Source organism: Erythrobacter sp. R86502 (assembly GCF_042466465.1).
GTDB lineage: Bacteria > Pseudomonadota > Alphaproteobacteria > Sphingomonadales > Sphingomonadaceae > Erythrobacter.
In genome coordinates this window covers 762,997-781,780 of sequence record NZ_JAXHCJ010000001.1, presented here as the reverse complement: position 1 = coordinate 781,780, position 18,784 = coordinate 762,997, and the positions used below count along the sequence as shown (strand labels likewise).

Annotated in this window: 16 protein-coding genes; 8 read left to right on the top strand and 8 right to left on the bottom strand. The window is 61.1% G+C overall.

Annotation, left to right across the window (positions count from 1 at the left end; translation table 11 throughout):
- Window positions 1–1,650 (bottom strand): electron transfer flavoprotein-ubiquinone oxidoreductase, encoded by a 1,650-nt coding sequence (locus SJY33_RS03730; RefSeq protein ID WP_379921222.1) that lies wholly within the window; start codon window positions 1,648–1,650, stop codon window positions 1–3.
- A gap of 123 nt (window positions 1,651–1,773) precedes the next feature.
- Here SJY33_RS03730 and SJY33_RS03725 point away from each other — a divergent pair, with 123 nt between their 5' ends.
- The 4 genes from SJY33_RS03725 to SJY33_RS03710 are packed head-to-tail and all read left to right on the top strand — an operon-like array spanning window position 1,774 to window position 6,001.
- Window positions 1,774–2,571, top strand: a complete 798-nt coding sequence (locus tag SJY33_RS03725) for a uracil-DNA glycosylase family protein (RefSeq protein WP_379921221.1) — start codon at window positions 1,774–1,776, stop codon at window positions 2,569–2,571.
- A complete protein-coding gene (locus SJY33_RS03720) occupies window positions 2,568–4,331 on the top strand; it encodes a lytic transglycosylase domain-containing protein (protein WP_379921220.1) in 1,764 nt (587 codons plus the stop codon). The genes SJY33_RS03725 and SJY33_RS03720 overlap by 4 nt, the downstream gene beginning before the upstream one ends.
- Window positions 4,332–4,345: 14 nt before the next feature.
- On the top strand, window positions 4,346–4,876 hold the full coding sequence (moaB, locus tag SJY33_RS03715) for a molybdenum cofactor biosynthesis protein B (protein WP_379921219.1): 531 nt from the start codon (window positions 4,346–4,348) through the stop codon (window positions 4,874–4,876).
- A gap of 39 nt (window positions 4,877–4,915) precedes the next feature.
- Window positions 4,916–6,001 (top strand): PA0069 family radical SAM protein, encoded by a 1,086-nt coding sequence (locus SJY33_RS03710; RefSeq protein ID WP_379921218.1) that lies wholly within the window; start codon window positions 4,916–4,918, stop codon window positions 5,999–6,001.
- A 1-nt stretch (window position 6,002) separates the two neighbouring features.
- Here SJY33_RS03710 and SJY33_RS03705 read toward each other — a convergent pair whose 3' ends face one another.
- Window positions 6,003–6,440: a DUF1330 domain-containing protein gene (locus tag SJY33_RS03705; protein WP_379921217.1), complete on the bottom strand. Its 438-nt coding sequence runs from the start codon at window positions 6,438–6,440 to the stop codon at window positions 6,003–6,005.
- 4 nt (window positions 6,441–6,444) lie between these two features.
- Complete coding sequence (locus SJY33_RS03700) at window positions 6,445–8,055, bottom strand: long-chain fatty acid--CoA ligase (protein ID WP_379921216.1); 1,611 nt, start codon at window positions 8,053–8,055, stop codon at window positions 6,445–6,447.
- Window positions 8,056–8,303: 248 nt separating this feature from the next.
- Between SJY33_RS03700 and SJY33_RS03695 the strand changes: the two genes are divergently transcribed.
- Window positions 8,304–9,440: an OmpA family protein gene (locus SJY33_RS03695; RefSeq protein ID WP_379921215.1), complete on the top strand. Its 1,137-nt coding sequence runs from the start codon at window positions 8,304–8,306 to the stop codon at window positions 9,438–9,440.
- Window positions 9,441–9,504: 64 nt separating this feature from the next.
- Here SJY33_RS03695 and dnaE read toward each other — a convergent pair whose 3' ends face one another.
- The 5 genes from dnaE to SJY33_RS03670 all read right to left on the bottom strand — a co-directional run bounded on the left by dnaE (window position 9,505) and on the right by SJY33_RS03670 (window position 15,872).
- A complete protein-coding gene (dnaE, locus tag SJY33_RS03690) occupies window positions 9,505–13,005 on the bottom strand; it encodes a DNA polymerase III subunit alpha (RefSeq protein WP_379921214.1) in 3,501 nt (1,166 codons plus the stop codon).
- Window positions 13,006–13,104: 99 nt separating this feature from the next.
- Window positions 13,105–13,584, bottom strand: coding sequence for a glutathione peroxidase (locus SJY33_RS03685; protein ID WP_379921213.1), 480 nt, complete (start codon window positions 13,582–13,584; stop codon window positions 13,105–13,107).
- 22 nt (window positions 13,585–13,606) lie between these two features.
- Window positions 13,607–13,894, bottom strand: a complete 288-nt coding sequence (locus tag SJY33_RS03680; RefSeq protein WP_379921212.1) for a hypothetical protein — start codon at window positions 13,892–13,894, stop codon at window positions 13,607–13,609.
- Window positions 13,895–13,948: 54 nt separating this feature from the next.
- Window positions 13,949–14,641 (bottom strand): ABC transporter ATP-binding protein, encoded by a 693-nt coding sequence (locus tag SJY33_RS03675; RefSeq protein WP_379921211.1) that lies wholly within the window; start codon window positions 14,639–14,641, stop codon window positions 13,949–13,951.
- Window positions 14,634–15,872, bottom strand: a complete 1,239-nt coding sequence (locus tag SJY33_RS03670; RefSeq protein WP_379921210.1) for a lipoprotein-releasing ABC transporter permease subunit — start codon at window positions 15,870–15,872, stop codon at window positions 14,634–14,636. The genes SJY33_RS03675 and SJY33_RS03670 overlap by 8 nt, the downstream gene beginning before the upstream one ends.
- Window positions 15,873–16,100: 228 nt before the next feature.
- Here SJY33_RS03670 and purF point away from each other — a divergent pair, with 228 nt between their 5' ends.
- The 3 genes from purF to SJY33_RS03655 all read left to right on the top strand — a co-directional run bounded on the left by purF (window position 16,101) and on the right by SJY33_RS03655 (window position 18,784).
- Complete coding sequence (purF, locus tag SJY33_RS03665; protein WP_379921209.1) at window positions 16,101–17,588, top strand: amidophosphoribosyltransferase; 1,488 nt, start codon at window positions 16,101–16,103, stop codon at window positions 17,586–17,588.
- A 6-nt stretch (window positions 17,589–17,594) separates the two neighbouring features.
- Entirely contained in the window at window positions 17,595–18,311 is a 717-nt protein-coding gene (locus SJY33_RS03660; RefSeq protein WP_379921208.1) for an SDR family NAD(P)-dependent oxidoreductase, read from the top strand.
- Between the two features lie 125 nt (window positions 18,312–18,436).
- Window positions 18,437–18,784: a PilZ domain-containing protein gene (locus tag SJY33_RS03655; RefSeq protein ID WP_379921207.1), complete on the top strand. Its 348-nt coding sequence runs from the start codon at window positions 18,437–18,439 to the stop codon at window positions 18,782–18,784.

Below are 18,784 nucleotides of genomic sequence, written 5' to 3'. Positions count from 1 at the left end.
TCACATATTCGGATAGTTCGGCCCGCCGCCGCCTTCCGGCGTCACCCAGTTGATGTTCTGGTTGGGGTCCTTGATGTCGCAGGTCTTGCAGTGGACGCAGTTCTGCGAGTTGATCTGGAACCTGGGCTCACCGGTCTTTTCGTCGACCAGCCATTCATACACCCCGGCCGGGCAATAGCGGGTCGAGGGGCCGCCATAGACCGCTAGCTCGCTTTCCTTTTGCAGTTCCCAATCCTTCACCTGCAGGTGGCAGGGCTGGTCTTCGGCGTGGTTGGTGTAGCTGTAGGCAACGTTGGTGAGCTTGTCGAAAGTGATCACACCATCGGGCTTGGGGTAGTCGATCTTCTTGTAGAGATCTGCGCGGCCCGTTTGCTCGTAATCGCGGTGGTGCTTCATCGAGATCGGCAGGCCGATTTTCAATGTCCGCATCCACATGTCGATGCCCGCCAGCACCGTGCCGATATCGCCGCCGAACTTGGCGACTGCGGGTTCGGCGTTCTGGACGACCTTGAGCTCGTCCGCGATCCAGCTCGAACGCACCGCCGCGTCATAATCCATCAGCTCGGTCTTTTCCTGACCCGCAGCCACCGCCGCCGCGATGCTCTCAGCCGCCAGCATCCCGCTCTTCATCGCGGTGTGGCTGCCCTTGATGCGCGGTACGTTTACGAAGCCTGCCGCGCAGCCGATCAGCGCGCCGCCGGGGAAGGCGAGCTTGGGCACGGACTGCCACCCGCCTTCATTGATCGCCCGCGCGCCGTAGCTCACCCGCTTGCCGCCTTCGAGATATTCGCGGATCGCGGGGTGCTGCTTCCAGCGCTGGAATTCCTGATAGGGCGATACCCAGGGGTTCTTGTAATCGAGCGCGGTCACGAAGCCCAACGCCACCTGACCATTGGCCTGATGGTAGAGGAAGCCCCCGCCCCAGCTTTCGCTTTCGGTCAGCGGCCAGCCCTGCGTGTGGATCACGCGGCCCGGCTTGTGCTTCTTGGGATCGATGTCCCACAATTCCTTTATGCCAAGGCCATAGACCTGCGGCTGGCAGTTCGCTTCGAGATCGAAGCGCTTCTTCAACTGCTTGGTAAGGTTGCCGCGCGCGCCTTCAGCAAACAGCGTGTATTTGGCGTGGATTTCCATGCCGGGCTGGTAATCGCCCTTGTGGCTGCCATCGGCGGCAACGCCCATGTCCTGCGTGATGACACCGGCAACGCGCCCTTCCTCGTCGAACATGACTTCAGCAGCAGGGAAGCCGGGGAACACCATCACGCCCAGCCCTTCGGCCTGTTCGCCCAGCCAGCGCGTCAGATTGCCGAGGCTGCCGGTGTAGCAGCCCTTGTTGCTCATCAGCGGCGGCATGATCGCGTGCGGCATTGAAGACTTGCCGGTCTTGGACAGCACCCAGTGCCAGTTGTCCGTGACCGGGGTTTCCGCCATCGGGCAGTTCATGTCACGCCATTCAGGCAGCAGCTCATCAAGTGCCTTGGGATCAACCACCGCGCCCGACAGGATGTGCGCGCCAATCTCCGAGCCCTTTTCCAGCACGATCACTTCAAGTTCGGCGTTGACCTGCTTGAGCCTGATCGCCGCGGCAAGACCCGCAACCCCGCCGCCGACGATCACGACATCGCAGGGCATTGATTCACGTTCGCTCATGGGGCTTCTGATCCTTGTTGGTTTGGGCGCGCGCGACGCACAGACTGGCGATATGCCTTTCATGCCCACTTGCTAACACCCTCAGGGACAGTCAAGACCCGCGTTGGATAGCATGACCCCCCAATGAGCCGACCCGAACCTTCTCTGGTGCACGAATTTGAAGCCGCGCTTGCCTGGTGGCAGGCGGCAGGGGTGGATCACGATTACAGCGATGACGCTACGGCGTGGTTGGCCCCGGAGCCTGGGGCGCAGGCTTCCGACACCCCCGGAAACGGTGCGTCGGCGCGGAACAAGACGCGGGCAGGCGGTGCAGGATTGGCCGTCGCGAAGGATCGTACCGCCGCGCCGTCATCGCCTTCTGCAACGCTGCGCCGCGATTTGCTGGGCGAATCGCCGCCGCAGGATCTTGCCGCGTTTCGCGAATGGTGGATGACAGCGCCGGGGATCGACACAGCGCGCGCCTATCCGCGGATTTTGCCCCGTGGCGATACCCAGCCGGCCTTGATGGTGCTGGTGCCGCAGCCCGAAGACACCGATCACGAAACCTTGCTTTCGGGCGCCCAAGGCCGGCTGCTGACGAACATGCTTGCGGCAATGGGGTTGGATGACAGCGCCGTTTATATCGGGGCAGCGCTGCCGTGCCATACGCCAATGGCCGATCTGGCAACGCTGGCGGCCAGCGGGATGGACGCGGTGACCGCGCATCATATCAGCCTTGTTCGCCCGGCCCGCGTGCTTGTGCTGGGCACCGGGCTTGCGCCGATGCTGGGCGGTACACCCGAAGAGCCTTTACGCGAAATCAACCAAGCCGGTGGCAAGGTGCCGGTAATGTCCAGCGAAACGCTTGACGCCCTGATGGAAATGCCCCGGCTGAAAGCCCGGTTCTGGCGGAGATGGATCGAATGGTGGCCCTCACAATGAAACTTCGCTTGCGAGCGATGTGCGCCGTGACGCTCGCGGTCATTGCCCTGCCCGCGCCTGTGCTGGCGCAATCGAGCGATATGGTCGCACGTTGGGATGACGCTTCGCTATCTGAACAAAACCGCATTGCGCCTGTGCTGACCGCGGAAGAGCGCGCCCATTACCGCGTGCTGTTTGCCGCGATTGACACCGAACAATGGGACGCGGTGGAGAATCTGCTCGCTCAGCGACCCGATGGACTGCTGACCCAGACAGCGCGCGCCGAATATTATACCCATGCCAACAGCCCCAAGGTTTCAGCCGAGCAGATTGCTGCCTGGTTCGCAGCGGGGACCGATCTGCCGCAAGCTGAACAGATTGCGCGCATGGGTGCCAAGCGGGGTGTGACCTACCTCCCGCCACTTCCCAGCGAACAGGGATTTGCGCGGCAACCCTATGCTCCCAAACGGATCCTGCCGCGATCCGTGGCCGACGGCACCATGCCCGACATCACCGCAACCGCCATCCTTGAAGCGATCAAGGCCGACAATCCAGGCGAGGCCCAGCGGCTGCTCGCCGAAATCGATCCGATGTTGTCCGGCGACGCGCGGGCCGAATGGCGCGAGCGGGTGGCGTGGAGCCACTACATCGAAAACAACGATAATGCCGCGCTCGAACTGGCCCGGACGGTATCCGAAGGTACGGGCGAATGGGTGGCCGAAGGCGCATGGGTTGAAGGGCTTGCGTCATGGCGGATGGGATACTGCCAATTGTCGGCCGAAGCCTTTGCGCGGGTTGCGGGCCGGGCGTCAAACGTCGAACTGGCTGCGGCGGGTCATTACTGGGCGCACCGGTCGCTGGTGCGCTGCCGCGAACCGGAACGGGCACAGCAGCACCTGTCTGCCGCCGCGCAATTCCACGAAACACTCTACGGAATGCTCGCTGCCGATCAGTTGGGCATAGAGCTTCCGCATCATGCGCCGCCTCAGGCCTTCACCGGTGACGATTGGGCCACACTGGCGCAGCGGCCCAACATTCGGGTCGCCGCTGCACTGACCGAGATCGGGCGGCCATCACTCGCCGATGAAGTGCTGAGGCATGAAGCACGGATCGGGCCGGCATACCAATACGCATCACTTGCCCGCCTCGCCCGCGAATTGGGGATGCCGGCGACGCAGTTGTTCATGGCCCACAACGCGCCTTACGGCACCAGCAGCGATCCATCGCTCAGGTTCCCGGTGGCGCACTGGCAGCCGGTTGGCGGTTGGCAGGTCGATCCGGCGCTGGCCTTTGCCCATGCCTTGCAGGAATCGAATTTCCGCGCCTCGGCCGTCAGCCCTGCGAACGCCCGCGGGCTGATGCAAATAATGCCCGCAACCGCGCGCGATCATTCCTTCCGCCTGAGCCTTGGCGCCAGCTACGAAGATCTGAACGATCCGCAGGTGAACCTTGCCTATGGGCAACGGCATCTCGAAATGCTGCGCGATCACCCTGCTACGGGCGGCGCGTTGCCCAAGATCATGGCGGCCTACAACGCTGGCCTCACCCCGATCGGACGCTGGAATTTCGAAATTAACGATCAGAACGATCCGCTGCTATGGATGGAATCGATCCCTTACTGGGAAACCCGCGGCTATGTCGCGATCGTGATGCGCAACTACTGGATGTATGAACGCGCCGCGGGCACCCCGTCGCCCAGCCGCCGTGCGCTTGCACAAGGACGCTGGCCGGAATTTCCGCGCGCGGTGAAGAACACCCGTTCGGCCCGACTGGAGCCTTAAGGAGGCGCACCGCAGTGGCTATTGACGAAACCCGCGCCTTCACACCGATCAATATCGCGATCCTCACGGTATCGGACACACGCACCCCCGATACCGATACATCGGGTGATCTTCTGGCCGACCGCGTCAAGCGTGCTGGGCATAATCTGGCAGCGCGCATGATTGTGAAAGATGATGCCGCAACCTTGGCCGCGCAATTTGATAACTGGATCAAGGATCCGGCAATTGATGCCATCATCAGCACCGGCGGGACCGGCCTGACAGGGCGCGACGTGACTCCTGAAGCGCTGGCGATGGTTGCAGACGCGCGCGACATCCCCGGCTTTGGCGAATTGTTTCGCTGGCTGAGCTACAAGACCATCGGTACCAGCACGGTGCAATCGCGGGCCTGTGCTGTCGTGGCCCGCGGCACCTACATCTTTGCGCTTCCCGGATCGAACGGAGCGGTAAAGGACGGGTGGGACGGCATTCTGGCAGAGCAGCTCGACAGCCGAAACCGCCCTTGCAACTTTGTGGAGCTAATGCCCCGACTGCGCGAGATCTAATCAACGATCTGCCTTTGCAGAATCGCTTTTGTTCCCTAAATGTTTCACGTGAAACATTCACCCATCAAAGGCCGCGGCGCACAATCGGCGGACGTTTCTTCCCGCTTCGGTCTTGCCGCACGAGAAGTGGACGGGGATTGGCGCGACCATGTCGAAACGCTCGATGGGCCGCCGATAAAGCTTCGCACCACGGTGATCGAGGAGCGACCCAAATCGATCCTCACCTTCAACCAATCGCCCGATGTGCCGTTTGATCGGTCGATCAACGCTTACCGTGGTTGTGAACATGGCTGCGTGTATTGCTTTGCGCGGCCTACCCATGCCTATCACGACCTGTCCCCCGGACTGGATTTTGAAACCAGACTGTTTGCCAAACCCGACGCAGCAAAGCTGCTGCGCGCCACTCTGGCAAAGCGTGGCTATGTGCCCAAGCCCATTGCGCTGGGGACCAACACCGATCCCTATCAACCGATCGAACGCGATTACCGCATCACCCGCGCAATTCTCGAAGTTTGTCTAGAAGCCCGCCACCCTGTCACTATCACTACGAAATCCGACAGGGTGCTTCATGACGCCGACCTGCTGATCGAACTGGCGCGGCAGAAACTGGTCGCGGTGGCAATTTCGGTGACGAGCCTTGATCCCGTGCTTTCGGGCAAACTTGAACCGCGGTGTGCGGCGCCTGCCAGACGGGTTACAGCCCTTGGCAAGCTGGCAGAGATAGGGGTGCCGGTGCATTGCTCGATCTCGCCGATCATCCCGGCGATCACTGATGATGTCATCGAAGACATCGTATCCTTGGTTGCGCAGTCAGGGGTGCAAAGCGTGAACTGGATACCCCTGCGCCTCCCCCATGAAGTCGCCCCGCTATTCCGCGAATGGCTTGCCGTCCACTACCCTGATCGCGCGGGCAAGGTTATGAGCATCGTTCGGGAGATGCGCGGCGGACGGGACAATGATCCCAATTTCCACAGCCGCTTCAATCCGCAAGGCGTGTGGGCCGACCTTATAAGGGCGCGTTTCAAACTGGCGTGCAGGCGCGCCGGGATCGGCAAAACGCGGTTCGAACTGGACTGCTCGCGGTTCAGGGCGCCCGAAGTGGACGGGCAGCTGCGCTTGATTTAGCCTAACCGAACGCCGCCCCGGTTTCGCCAGGCTGAAAACGCACCAACCGGCTGTCCACCAGCGCGGCTGTGCGGTTGACCACGGCTTTCTGATAATCTGGATCCTTGATCATTTCGAAGAATGCGCCTGCGTTGGGATAGTGCGCGATAAAGCCATCGTGCCAGCGTTCGCCTTCTGGACCAGTCACCACTGTCTGAAAGCTGCCGCGCCACAGGATGCTGCCGCCAACGCGGCTGAAGATGGGACCGCTGGTCTTACCATATTCTTGATAGGCACGTCTGCCGCTCCACCCTTTGCCCGCGTGTTCGTGTCCGTCGGGATAAGCCGCCCGATCGCGATATAACAGCAGATTGAGCATGTCGATCGGCTGATCGCGCGGCAAGTCCTTGAACGCCGCGAAGTTGGCTGGCGAAGGATCGATGTAGGTTTCGCAGGTCATCGGCTCACTCCGTCAGCGTATAATCCGCAAACCGATCGCGCAGGTCTTTCTTGCTGATCTTGCCTGTGGCGGTGTGGGGAATATCGTCAACGAATTCGACCGCGTCAGGCAGCCACCACTTTGCCACGATCGGTGTCAGATGCGAGATGACATCATCTGCTGTCAGCTCTGCATTTTCCTTCCTTACCACGAACAGCACCGGGCGTTCATCCCATTTGGGATGCGCGACCCCGATGCAGGCGGCCTCGGCGATACCAGGGTGCCCAGCGGCAGCATTTTCCAGTTCGACCGAGCTGATCCATTCGCCGCCGGACTTGATCACGTCCTTGGTCCGATCGGTCAATTGCAGCGTGCCATCGGGGTGAAGGATGCCGACATCGCCGGTGTCGAACCAGCCATCGTTCCCGACCGCGTCCTGTTCCGCCTTGAAGTACCGCTTGATCACCCAAGGCCCGCGAATTTGCAGCGCTCCGCTGGTTTTGCCGTCGCGCGGAAGTTCGGTAGCCATGTCATCCAGATCAACCGTGCGCAGTTGCACGCCAAAGATCGGACGTCCCTGCATGGCGGTCTTTTCGACCTTCTGTTCCAGCGTTAGGCTATCCCAGTCCCATGTTGGCCCGCCAACCGTGCCGATGGGCGATGTTTCGGTCATCCCCCAGGCGTGCTGAACGCGGGTGCCGTTTTTCAAAAGCCGTTCGATCATGAAACGCGGCGCTGCCGATCCGCCGATCGTCGCAGCCTTCAGCGGCGGCAGATCCAGCTTTTCGCGATCGCAGTACTGGAAATGCGCAAGCCAGACAGTCGGAACCCCTGCGCTGTCGGTCACGCCTTCGCGCAGCATCAGATCGTGCAGCACCGCCGGGTCGTTGACCGCAGAAAATACGAACTTGATCCCCGCCATCGCACCGGCATAGGGCAGCCCCCAGCTGGCTGCGTGGAACATCGGCACCACCGGCAGCATGACTGACGCCGCGCTAAAATTGAACGCCGCCGGTTGCAGCCCGGCCATTGCGTGCAGCACGGTCGATCGGTGTTCGTATTGCACACCCTTGGGATTGCCTGTCGTCCCGCTGGTGTAGCAGATCATGCACGGGTCGGTTTCCGGCCCCGTCACCCATTCGAAATCACCGGTTTCAGCACCGATCCAATCTTCGAACGCGGTCGCCTGCGCATCCAAATCGTAGCAAATGTAATGTTCGACCATCGGCCAGCGTGACCGCATCCGATCGACAATCGGCTGAAACGCTGCATCGTAACACAGCACCCGGTCTTCGGCGTGATTGATGATATATTCGAGCTGATCGTCAAACAGGCGCGGATTTACGGTGTGAAGCACCCCGCCCATGCCTGCTACGCCATACCAGCTGACCAGGTGGCGTGCATGGTTCATCGCAAGGCTGGCGACCTTGTCACCCGGTCTGATGCCCAGACGTTGCAGCGCCTGCGCCATCTTCAAGGCATCGTTGCGGATACCGGCCCAGTCCGTGCGCGTTTCGCTGCCATTGGCCCACCGGCTGACGATTTCGCGGTCGGGTGCCTCGCGCGCCGCGTGATCAATCACGGCGGTTACGCGCATGGTCCAGTCCTGCATTGCTCCGAGTTGGGTTCCAGTCATACCAAGCATCTCTCCCTTTGTTATGACATATCACCGCGCAGCGCCGTCGTCAGGGCTTTCTTGCCGTGCAGCGGAAGGCTTTGCAATCGGCTCGCCCAAACGAAAACACGTTCTATCTTTTTTTGATGAAACTTTCTTGCCCGAGCGAGACTTTATCCTCCCGCTGCTCAAGGAGCCCGGGTGTCATAACACTGGCACTGAGCGGTACTAAGCCTCTTCAGGGCACCCAATTTCGAGGAACCACAATAATGAGAACCACAGCATTTCTTCTGGCAGGGGCCGCAATGATCGTTGCCGCTCCCGCTGCCGCGCGTGACGGCCAAGCGTACATCGGCATCAACGGCGGCGTCAGCATCGACGATCAGGTCGATGTCGATTTCGACAACGGCCAAGGCGCAAACACCAACGCAGCTTTCGCTGATACCAACCTCGGCATCGATGCCGATGTTGTCCTTGGTTACGATTTCGGCGCGTTCCGTCTTGAAGCCGAAGGCGGCTACAAGCGTGCGGGCTACGAAGGTCTGACCGTGCTGGATTCGGGCATTCTTCCGGGCGGCCTTACCGTTCCGTCGGGCACCCGCGTTCAGAACGAAAGCGATCTCGAAATCTGGAGCGGCATGGTCAATGCGCTGGTTGAATTCGGCGATGACGATGGCTTCCAGGTCTTCGGCGGCGGCGGCGTTGGTATCGCCAACCTGAACCTGCCCGTGAACGTCAACGGTGTCGGCACCGTGATCGATGACAGCGCAACCGATTTCGCCTGGCAGCTTTTGGCTGGCGCGCGTTTCGCTGTGACCGATAACGTCGACCTCGGCGTCAAGTATCGCTACTTCGTCGCTGACAACTTCAATCTTGAAGCTGCCAATGGCCGTTCGCTTGAAGCCGATTATTCGGCGCACTCGGTGCTGGCAAGCCTGACCTACAACTTCGGTGGTCGCGCAGAGCCGATGCCGGTTGTCGCTCCCCCGGCGCCGGTCACCGCTCCCCCGCCGCCGCCGCCGGTCGTAGCACCGCCGCCGCCGCCGCGTCCGGCTTGCAACACCGGTCCGTACATCGTGTTCTTCGACTTCGATCGTTCGGACATCTCGCCTGAAGCGTCGACCATCCTTAACAACGCTGTCACCGCCTATGCCAACTGCGGCATGGCGCGCGTGATGCTTGCCGGTCACACCGATACCTCGGGCAGCATGCAGTACAACATGGGCCTCGCCCAGCGTCGTAACGAAGCTGTGCGCAGCTATATGACGGGTCGCGGTGTTCCCTCGGGTCAGATTTCGGGTGAAGCGTTTGGTGAAAGCCAGCCGCGCGTCCCGACTGCCGATGGTGTGCGCGAAGCACAGAACCGCCGCGTCGAAGTGACCTACGGCCCCGGTTCGGGCATGTAATCGTCACAATCCTTGACGGACAAGCGAGGGGGCAGAGAAATCTGCCCCCTTTTGCTTGTGCGGGTCAGGCGACCAATCGCAAGTTGCCGCGTTTCTTGAGCGGCACCAGAGAGACTTTGTCGATCCCCTCGACCGCGGCAAGCCGTTCAGCCAGTTCGCCGCTCAGCACGAAATTGCAGCCCAACCGGGCGTGAACCTCATCGCCATCAGCCAGCATCAACCGCACCACAACCTCGCCCGTTCCTGTGGGCCGTTCGCCCTGCGCGGTCTGAAGTTCGATCTGCAATTCGCGCAAACCCTCAACCGAAAGGATGTCCGCCGTCAGCTCCATCGCCGTCGCCCCGCTGACCGCTGCCAGCGGCCGTGCCCCGCGAACGGTCAGACGCGGGGGTTCATCCACACTGGGCGAATCCAGTTCGACGCTGAGCAGCAGGCACTCTCCATCGGCAGCCCAGCGCTCAAACTGCGGCACCAGCGCTTCTTCAAAACAAGCGGCCGAAAACTGGCCCGAGGAGTCCGAAAAATCTGCCCGCACAAAGGTTGCGCCCTTGCGGGTGCGCGCCTTGGTGATGCCTTCAACCAGCACCGCCATCACCGCAGACCCCTTACCGCCCGAAGGCGCGCCCGCTTCCATCAAGCTTTGATAGGTGCGTGCGCCGTTGGCCGAAGCGACATCCCTGTATTGATGCACCGGGTGTGCGGAGAAATAGAACCCGAAATTTTCGCGCTCCTTGGCCATTCGGTCAGTCCGGCTCCACGGTTCGCAGGCCTGCAGCCGCAGGTCTTCGGCAGGGCCCGCATCGCCTCCGAACAGCGCGGCCTGACCGCTTGATCGTTCGCGGATCGCGGCATCGGCCACCGCCATCAGCAAATCGGCGTTAGCGAACAAAAGCGCACGGTTCGGCTCAAGCGTATCGAACGCGCCTGCACAGATCAGCCCTTCAAGCTGGCGGCGGTTCATCGTGCCCTGGGGCAGCCGTTCGAATAGATCCTTGAGGCTGGCAAATGCCCCATTGGCTTGGCGTTCCGCCACGATGGCCTCCATCGCCTTTTCGCCAACATTGCGAATTCCCGCGAGCGCATAGCGAACGGCATAGCCATCATCGGTCTGTTCGACCGTAAATTCGGCCTCGCTGGCATTGATGCACGGCGCCAGCACTGCAATGCCGCCCTGCCCCCCTGGGTAGCGCCGCGCGTCATCGACAAAGACGTTCAGCTTTTCCGATTGGTGCATATCGAAGCACATCGACGCAGCGTAGAATTCCTCCGGGTAATGGGCCTTCATCCACCCGGTCTGATAGGCGAGCAAGGCATAGGCCGCCGCGTGGGATTTGTTGAAACCGTAGCCTGCAAACTTGTCGATCAGGTCGAACAATTCATTGGCGCGTTTGGCGTCGATCCCGGAATTGGTCTTGCAGCCTTCACAGAAACGTCCGCGCTGCGCGTCCATTTCGGCCTGCACCTTCTTACCCATCGCACGGCGGAGCAAATCAGCGTCTCCGAGCGAATAGCCCGCCAGAACCTGCGCGGCCTGCATCACCTGTTCCTGATAGACAAAAATGCCGTAGGTTTCGGCCAGAATGCCTTCCAGCTTTTCGTGCGGATATTCGATCGGCACAATCCCGGCCTTGCGCTGGCCGAACAACGGAATATTGTCCATCGGGCCAGGCCGATAAAGCGAAACAAGCGCGATGATGTCGCCAAAGTTGGTTGGCTTCACCGCTTTCAGCGTGCGCCGCATCCCTTCGGATTCCAGCTGGAAAACGCCCACGGTATTGCCTGTCTGCATCAGGTGGTAAACCTGGGCATCGTCGAGCGGCAACGCGCCCAGGTCGATCGTGATCCCCCGCGCTTCCAGCAGATCGACCGCCTTTCTCAGCACCGAAAGCGTTTTGAGGCCGAGGAAGTCGAACTTCACCAACCCCGAACTCTCGACATATTTCATGTCGAACTGCGTAACCGGCATGTCCGAACGTGGATCGCGGTACAGCGGCACCAGCTGCGCCAGCGGACGGTCCCCGATCACAACGCCCGCGGCGTGGGTGGACGAGTTGCGCGGCAGGCCTTCAAGCTGCATCGCCAGATCGACCAGACGTTTGACGTCCTTGTCATTGTCATATTCGCGCCGGAAATCGGCCGCGCCGTTCAGCGCGCGCGGCAGCGGCCAGGGGTCGGTTGGATGGTTGGGCACCATCTTGCACAGACGGTCAACCTGACCATAGCTCATCTGCAAGATGCGGCCGCAATCGCGCAGCACCGCGCGCGCCTTCAGCTTGCCGAAGGTGATGATCTGCGCAACGTGATCGCCGCCATACTTGCGCTGGACGTAACGGATCACCTCACCGCGCCGTGTTTCGCAGAAGTCGATATCGAAGTCTGGCATCGACACGCGTTCGGGGTTCAGGAAACGTTCGAACAGCAGGCCCAACTGGATCGGGTCCAGATCGGTAATCGTCAACGCCCACGCCACCGCCGAGCCTGCGCCCGATCCGCGTCCCGGCCCCACCGGGATGCCCTGTTCCTTGGCCCACTTGATGAAGTCGGCCACGATCAGGAAGTAGCCGGGAAAACCCATCTTGACGATAACGTCGATCTCGAACTCAAGCCGGTCGGAATAGATGCGGCGCTGGTCTTCGGTAAGATCGGGATAGGCAGACAGACGCGCTTGCAGACCTTTGCGCGAATCTTCGGCCAGCATCCGTGCCTCGCCCGAAAGATCGCCGGCAAGACTGGGCAGGATCGGTTTGCGATACGGCGGCGCAAAGGCGCAGCGCTGCGCAACGACCAGCGTGTTGGCGGTGGCTTCGGGAAGATCGGCAAACGCCTCTTCCATCATGCTTGCCGATTTGACGAAAGCCTGCGGGTTGGATCGCGGACGCTCGTCTGCGTCCACCTGCGTCGAATTGGCAATGCACAGCATCGCATCATGCGCCTTGTGCATATGCGGTTCGGCAAAATTGGCAGGGTTGGTCGCCATGAGTGGCAGATCGCGGGCATAGGCGAGATCGATCAGCGCGTCTTCGGCCTGTTCGCAAACCGGATCGCCGTGCCGCGCCAGTTCGATGTACAATCGCCCGGGAAACAGCGCCTCCAACCTGTCGGCCAAGCGGTTGCCCGCATCCAGCTGCCCGCCAGCCAAAAGCCGCGTCAAACCGCCCTCCCCCGCTGCGGTCAACGCGATGAGCCCGGCGGTGCGGCCGTCAAGATCGTCAAGCGTTACATGCGGATCGCGTTCAAGCGGCCGATCAAGATGCGCACGCGATACCAGATGGCACAAATTGTCGTACCCGGCATCATCCTGCGCAAACAGCGCGAGGTAATCGACCGTCCCGCGTTCATCATTACGCGCCACGCCCAGCATTGCGCCGATGATCGGTTGGACACCTTCATTTTTGCAGGCCCCGGCAAAAGCCATGATGCCATACAATCCGTTGCGGTCGCAGATCGCTATCGCGGGATAGCCGCGCTCCTTGGCCAGTTTGGCGATGTCCTTGGGATCAATCGCCCCTTCCAGCATCGAATAGGACGAAAGCACGCGCAACGGGACAAAGGGAGCAAAGGCCATAGACACTGATATGCGGACGAGGCGCAGATTCGCCAAGCACCTGCGGCGTGCTTTTCCGGCATCCCGTCGTGCAGCAAGCCCCCGCGACGTAGGATCAGCTTACAGCAGCGCTTCGATGTCCCGCGCAATCCGTTCGGGCGTATCGGTCGGCGCATAGCGCTTAACGACCCGGCCATCGCGGCCAATCAGAAACTTGGTGAAGTTCCACTTGATCGAATTGAGCCCCAAAAGACCCGGCGCCACGCGCTTCATCCAATTATACAGCGGCGAGGCGTCACTGCCGTTCACATTGACCTTCTCCATCAACGGAAAAGTGACACCGAAATTGACCTTGCAGAATTCGGCAATCTCATCGGCATTGCCCGGTTCTTGTCCGCCGAACTGGTTGCAGGGAAAACCCAGCACTTCAAACCCGCGGTCCTTGTACTGCTGAAAAAGCTTTTCGAGCCCGTCATATTGCGGCGTGAAACCGCATTTGCTGGCGGTGTTTACCACCAGCAACACGGTTCCAAGCTTGTCCTTGAGATCGAGAGGCTGCCCACGATTGGTGGTGACGGTGAAATCGGCAATCGTGGTCATGCAGTCCCCTGTGTCTGATGCATCAGCTTTCGTTGTGTGACGGGAAATCGGGGTGCGAGGCAAGCTCCATCGCTTCTGCCGCGGTATATTCCCGGTCGCCCGACTTGGCGATCACGTAACCCTGCCGTTCGTCGTCAGGCAATGCGGCCATATGCCGGATCATGTCTGCAAAGGAACCGCGCAGCAGGGGAATGCCGCCACCGGGAACCTGCGCCTGCTGGCTGGCGGGCACGATCGAAGCGCGGTCTTCCCAGGCAAGCTCGCCCGATTGGGTTGTGGCGCCGCCAAAGGTGCTGGGGTGGTCTGTCATGAAAGTTCTCCTTTGCCCGGATCAAAGAGGTGAAACGCGGCGAAGGTTCCTTTTCTAGAGCAGGACACCTTCTTTCAGGCGGACGACGCGATCCATCCGCGCGGCAAGACGTTCGTTATGCGTGGCGACCAGCGCCGCGCTGCCTTCACCGCGGACAAGCGCGAGAAATTCCGCAAGCACGTTATCGGCGGTGGCTTCGTCGAGATTGCCGGTGGGCTCGTCCGCCAAAACCAGCGTCGGCCGGTTCGCCAGCGCGCGGGCGACTGCCACACGCTGCTGTTCGCCCCCCGAAAGCTGACTGGGCCGATGGGTCAGCCGCGCTGCCAGACCAAGGCTTGTCAGCAGGCTATCCGCGCGCACTTCGGCCTCTGTCCGGACCACGCCGCGGATCATTTGCGGCATCACCACGTTTTCACGCGCGTTGAAATCGGGCAGGAGGTGGTGGAACTGGTACACAAAACCCAGATGGTCGCGGCGCAGCTGGGTACGGTCGTCACCGGCCAGCGCCTCGGCCTGTTGTCCGGCAATGCTGATCGACCCGTCAAATCCGCCTTCGAGCAGACCCACGGCCTGCAAAAGCGTCGATTTGCCCGAACCTGACGGTCCCAGCAACGCGACGATTTCGCCCGGCATGATGTCGAGTTCGACACCGCGCAACACCTCGATACGTTGCCCACCCTGCTCGAACGCACGGCGCAGGTTGCTGAGCCGCACGATCGGCGCGCCCGGAACAAGATCACTATTCATACCGCAGCACCTGCACCGGGTCCGTGTTCGCCGCCTTGAACGCGGGGTAAAGCGTGGCAAGGAAGCTCATCGTGAGCGCCAGCAGCACGATGCCCAGCACCTCCCACGGATCGGTCCGCGACGGCAGCGTTGAAAGGAACCGCACCTCGGGATCCCAGATTTCCTGCCCTGTTGCAAAGGCGATGAAATCAACGATCGGTTCGCGGAAGAACAGCACGATCGCGCCCAGCAGCAGGCCCGCGATCGTCCCGATTGCGCCGACCGTGGTGCCGGTGGTTACGAATATCTTGAGCAGTGAACGACGCGTGGCCCCCATCGTGCGCATGATCGCAATATCGCGTGTCTTGGCACGCACCAGCATCACAAGGCTCGAAAGAATATTGAACGATGCCACCAGCACCATGAAGCTGAGTGCGAAGAACATCGCCACGCGTTCAACCTGAAGCGCTTCGAACAGGGCGGAATTCATTGTTTTCCAGTCCGCGATCAGCGCACGTCCCGTCAAGCGATCGGACACCGGCTGCAGGATTTCACCTACCTGATCGGGATCATCCACTGTAACTTCGATCTGCGCCACCGAATCGCCCATGAGAAGCAGCGTCTGTGCATCCTTGAGCGGGAGCATCACAAACTTTTCATCGAAGGTGTAGATCCCCACTTCGAAGATAGCGCCGACTTCGTAAGGCAGTTGGCGAATGGTGGTGCCGAAAGGCGTGGTGCGGCCTTGCGGATTGATGATGGTGATACTGTCGCCCACCCTGACGCCAAGGTTCTGTGCCAGTCGGCTGCCGATCGCAACCCGTTCCAATCCGTCCTGCAACGTGCCGATATCGCCCAGGATCACCTTTTCGCCGAGCGCCGCAACATCCTTGTCGGATTGGCCGCGCAGGAAAATCGCTTCGACCCGGCCGTTGTAGCTGACCAGCAAGGGGCGTTCGATCATCGGCGTTGCTTCGATGACGCCGGGGGTCCGTTCGATATCGGCGATGACATTCTGCCAGTCATCAAGCCGGCCTTCGTAGCCCTGCACCACCGCATGGCCGTTCAGACCTACGATCTTGTCGAGCAATTCGCCGCGAAAGCCGTTCATGACGCTCATCACGATGACGAGCATCGCAACCGAGAGCATGACAACGCCAACCGATATGCCGGCGACAAGCGCGATGAATGCCTCGCCCTTGCCGGGCCAGAGGTAACGCTTGGCAATCATCCATTCAAAGGGGGAGAGCATGGGTGGTAAGGAAGCCCGTTAATCGCTGAAAGCTGCCTGTAGTGCGCGCATCACCCCGCGGCAATCCCTCAAGACAATCGAGGTCTTGAACGCCGGCCGATCATGGCTGTGTCACACGATGGTCGGGAAAAAGGCTTGGGTCGCAGGGTCGCTTTTCCTTGTAATTGATCCGTCACATCGCCATTGGGGCCATGCACCCCAGCAGCTCGGCTGCAAACAGGTCTGGTGATGCCGATGACGCCCCTCAATATGACACACCCCTTCCTCGACGCGGATGGCGACAAGCTGCGCGAGGAATGCGGAATCTTTGGCGCAATTCGCGCAAACGACGCTGCTGCGGCAACGGCACTGGGTCTGCACGCGCTGCAGCACCGCGGTCAGGAAGCGGCCGGGATCGTCAGCTTCGATGGCAAGGAATTCTCTGCCAGCCGCGGGCTTGGCCATGTTGCGGACAACTTTTCGTCGCACGAGGCGATTGCGGCTCTACCCGGCCATATGGCCGCCGGCCACGTGCGCTATTCCACGACCGGCGGATCGGGCCTGCGCAACATTCAACCGCTGTATGCCGATCTGGCCAGCGGCGGATTTGCGGTGGCGCACAACGGGAACATCTCCAACGCCGGCGCCCTGCGCAAGGATCTGGTGAACAAGGGTTCGATCTTCCAGTCGACATCGGACACCGAAGTCATCATCCACCTGGTCGCCACCAGCCGCTACCCTACCATCGCTGATCGTCTGGTCGATGCGCTGCGTTTGGTGGAAGGCGCCTATGCGCTGATCGTGATGACCCCTGAAGGCATGATTGCCTGCCGCGACCCCCTGGGTATCCGTCCTCTCGTGATGGGCCGGATGGGTGATGCGATCCTGTTCGCGTCCGAAACGGTGGCTTTCGATGTCGTGGGCGCTGAACTGATCCGCGAAGTTGACCCCGGTGAGCTGGTGATGGTCGATTTTGCCGGTGACGTGCGCACGATCCGTCCCTTCGGCAGTCCTTCACCGCGCCCCTGCATCTTCGAACATGTCTATTTCAGCCGCCCCGACAGCGTTTTTGCAGGTCGCAGCGTTTACGAAGCGCGCAAGGCCATCGGCGCGCAGCTCGCGCTTGAGGCGCCGTGCGATGCCGATTTGGTGGTGCCCGTTCCCGATAGCGGTGTGCCCGCGGCGATTGGTTTTGCCAAGCAATCGGGCCTGCCGTTCGAACTGGGCATCATTCGCTCGCACTATGTCGGGCGGACCTTCATCCAGCCGTCGGACGGCGCGCGCCATTCAAGCGTGAAGCGCAAGCACAACGCCAACCGCGCGCTCGTCGAAGGCAAGCGCATCGTTCTGATCGACGATTCAATTGTGCGCGGCACCACGTCGATGAAGATCGTCGAGATGATGCGCGAAGCCGGCGCGGCCGAAGTCCATTTCCGCGTAGCCAGCCCGCCGACGGCGCATTCCTGCTTTTACGGTGTCGACACGCCCGAACGGTCCAAGCTGCTTGCTGCCCGCATGGAGCTTGAACCCATGCGCACGTTCATCAAGGCTGACAGCCTCGCCTTCATCTCGATCGACGGGCTTTACCGCGCCGTCGGACGCGAAGGCCGCGATGCGGCTTGCCCGCAATTCTGTGATGCCTGCTTCACCGGCGACTATCCCACATCGCTCACCGATCTTGCGATTGCCGAACAAAAGTCCGCCGAACTTCCCTTTGCCGATCCGAAAGCTGCCTGACCCATCATGACTGACACTGCCAAGCCGCTAGCCGGCCAGACCGCGCTTGTTACCGGCGCCAGCCGCGGTATCGGTGCTGCCACGGCCAAATCGCTCGCCAAGGCCGGCGCGCATGTCATTCTGGTGGCACGCAAGGTCAAGGCGCTCGAAGCAGTGGAAGATGACATCCATGCTTTTGGCGGCACATCCACCATCGCGCCCATCGACCTGACAGAGCCTGACGCCGTCTCGCGGCTTGCCGCAGCGATTGCAGGGCGTTGGGATACGCTGGATATCATGGTGCTGGCAGCGGCCTATCTGCCAGAACTGACACCCACGTCGCAAATCGAACCCAAACCATTCAATCAGGCGCTGCTGACCAATGTCGTGGCGACCCATGCACTGATCGCCGGATTCGATCCGTTGCTGCGCCGCGCCAAGGCTGGGCGGATCATCGGTCTGACCAGCTCAGTCGGAAGCGCGCCGCGGCCCTATTGGGGCGCGTATGGCGCCACCAAGGCAGCGTTTGACAACCTGCTTGCGACCTACGCGGCCGAAGTTGAACGGTTGAGCCCGCTGCGTGTCGCCATCGTCGACCCGGGCGCAACGCGTACCGAAATGCGCGCGCGCGCCTATCCCGGTGAAGATCCTGCCACGGTCAAGGCGCCCGAAGTGGTTGCGGATCGCCTGTTAGCGCTTCTTGTGGAAGGCTTTGACAGTCTGCACCGCGAACGTATCGACTGACGCAAACTCTGATTAGCGCGCCGTTTACCATTTTTTTAAAGCTGTGATTTAGGAACGCGGGTGCAAACCTGCGCGCGGACTCATTTACCCAAGAGGCCGCAGAAACCAGGACAAGGCGCAACGCAATGCCCGTGAGTTCAGATCCGTACAGCACCGCAAGCCAGGAAGATCGGTGCAGCCCGCGCACGCGATTGACGATCCCGGCAACCTTGCGGGCATCGGGCGGGCGTGCGTTTCAAAGCGTGGTCCACGACCTGTCGATTTCCGGCTTTTCCGCAGCATCGATCAACCGCATGCATGAAGGCCAGATGTGCTGGTTGACGTTGCCCGGCCTTGAATCGCTGCAAGCCGAAGTGATCTGGTGGGACAATTGTATTGTCGGCTGCGCGTTCAGCGAATTGCTGAGCCCGATCGTCCACGACAACATTCTGCAGCGCTACACCAATATCGGGGTTTATCGCCAGATGATCTGA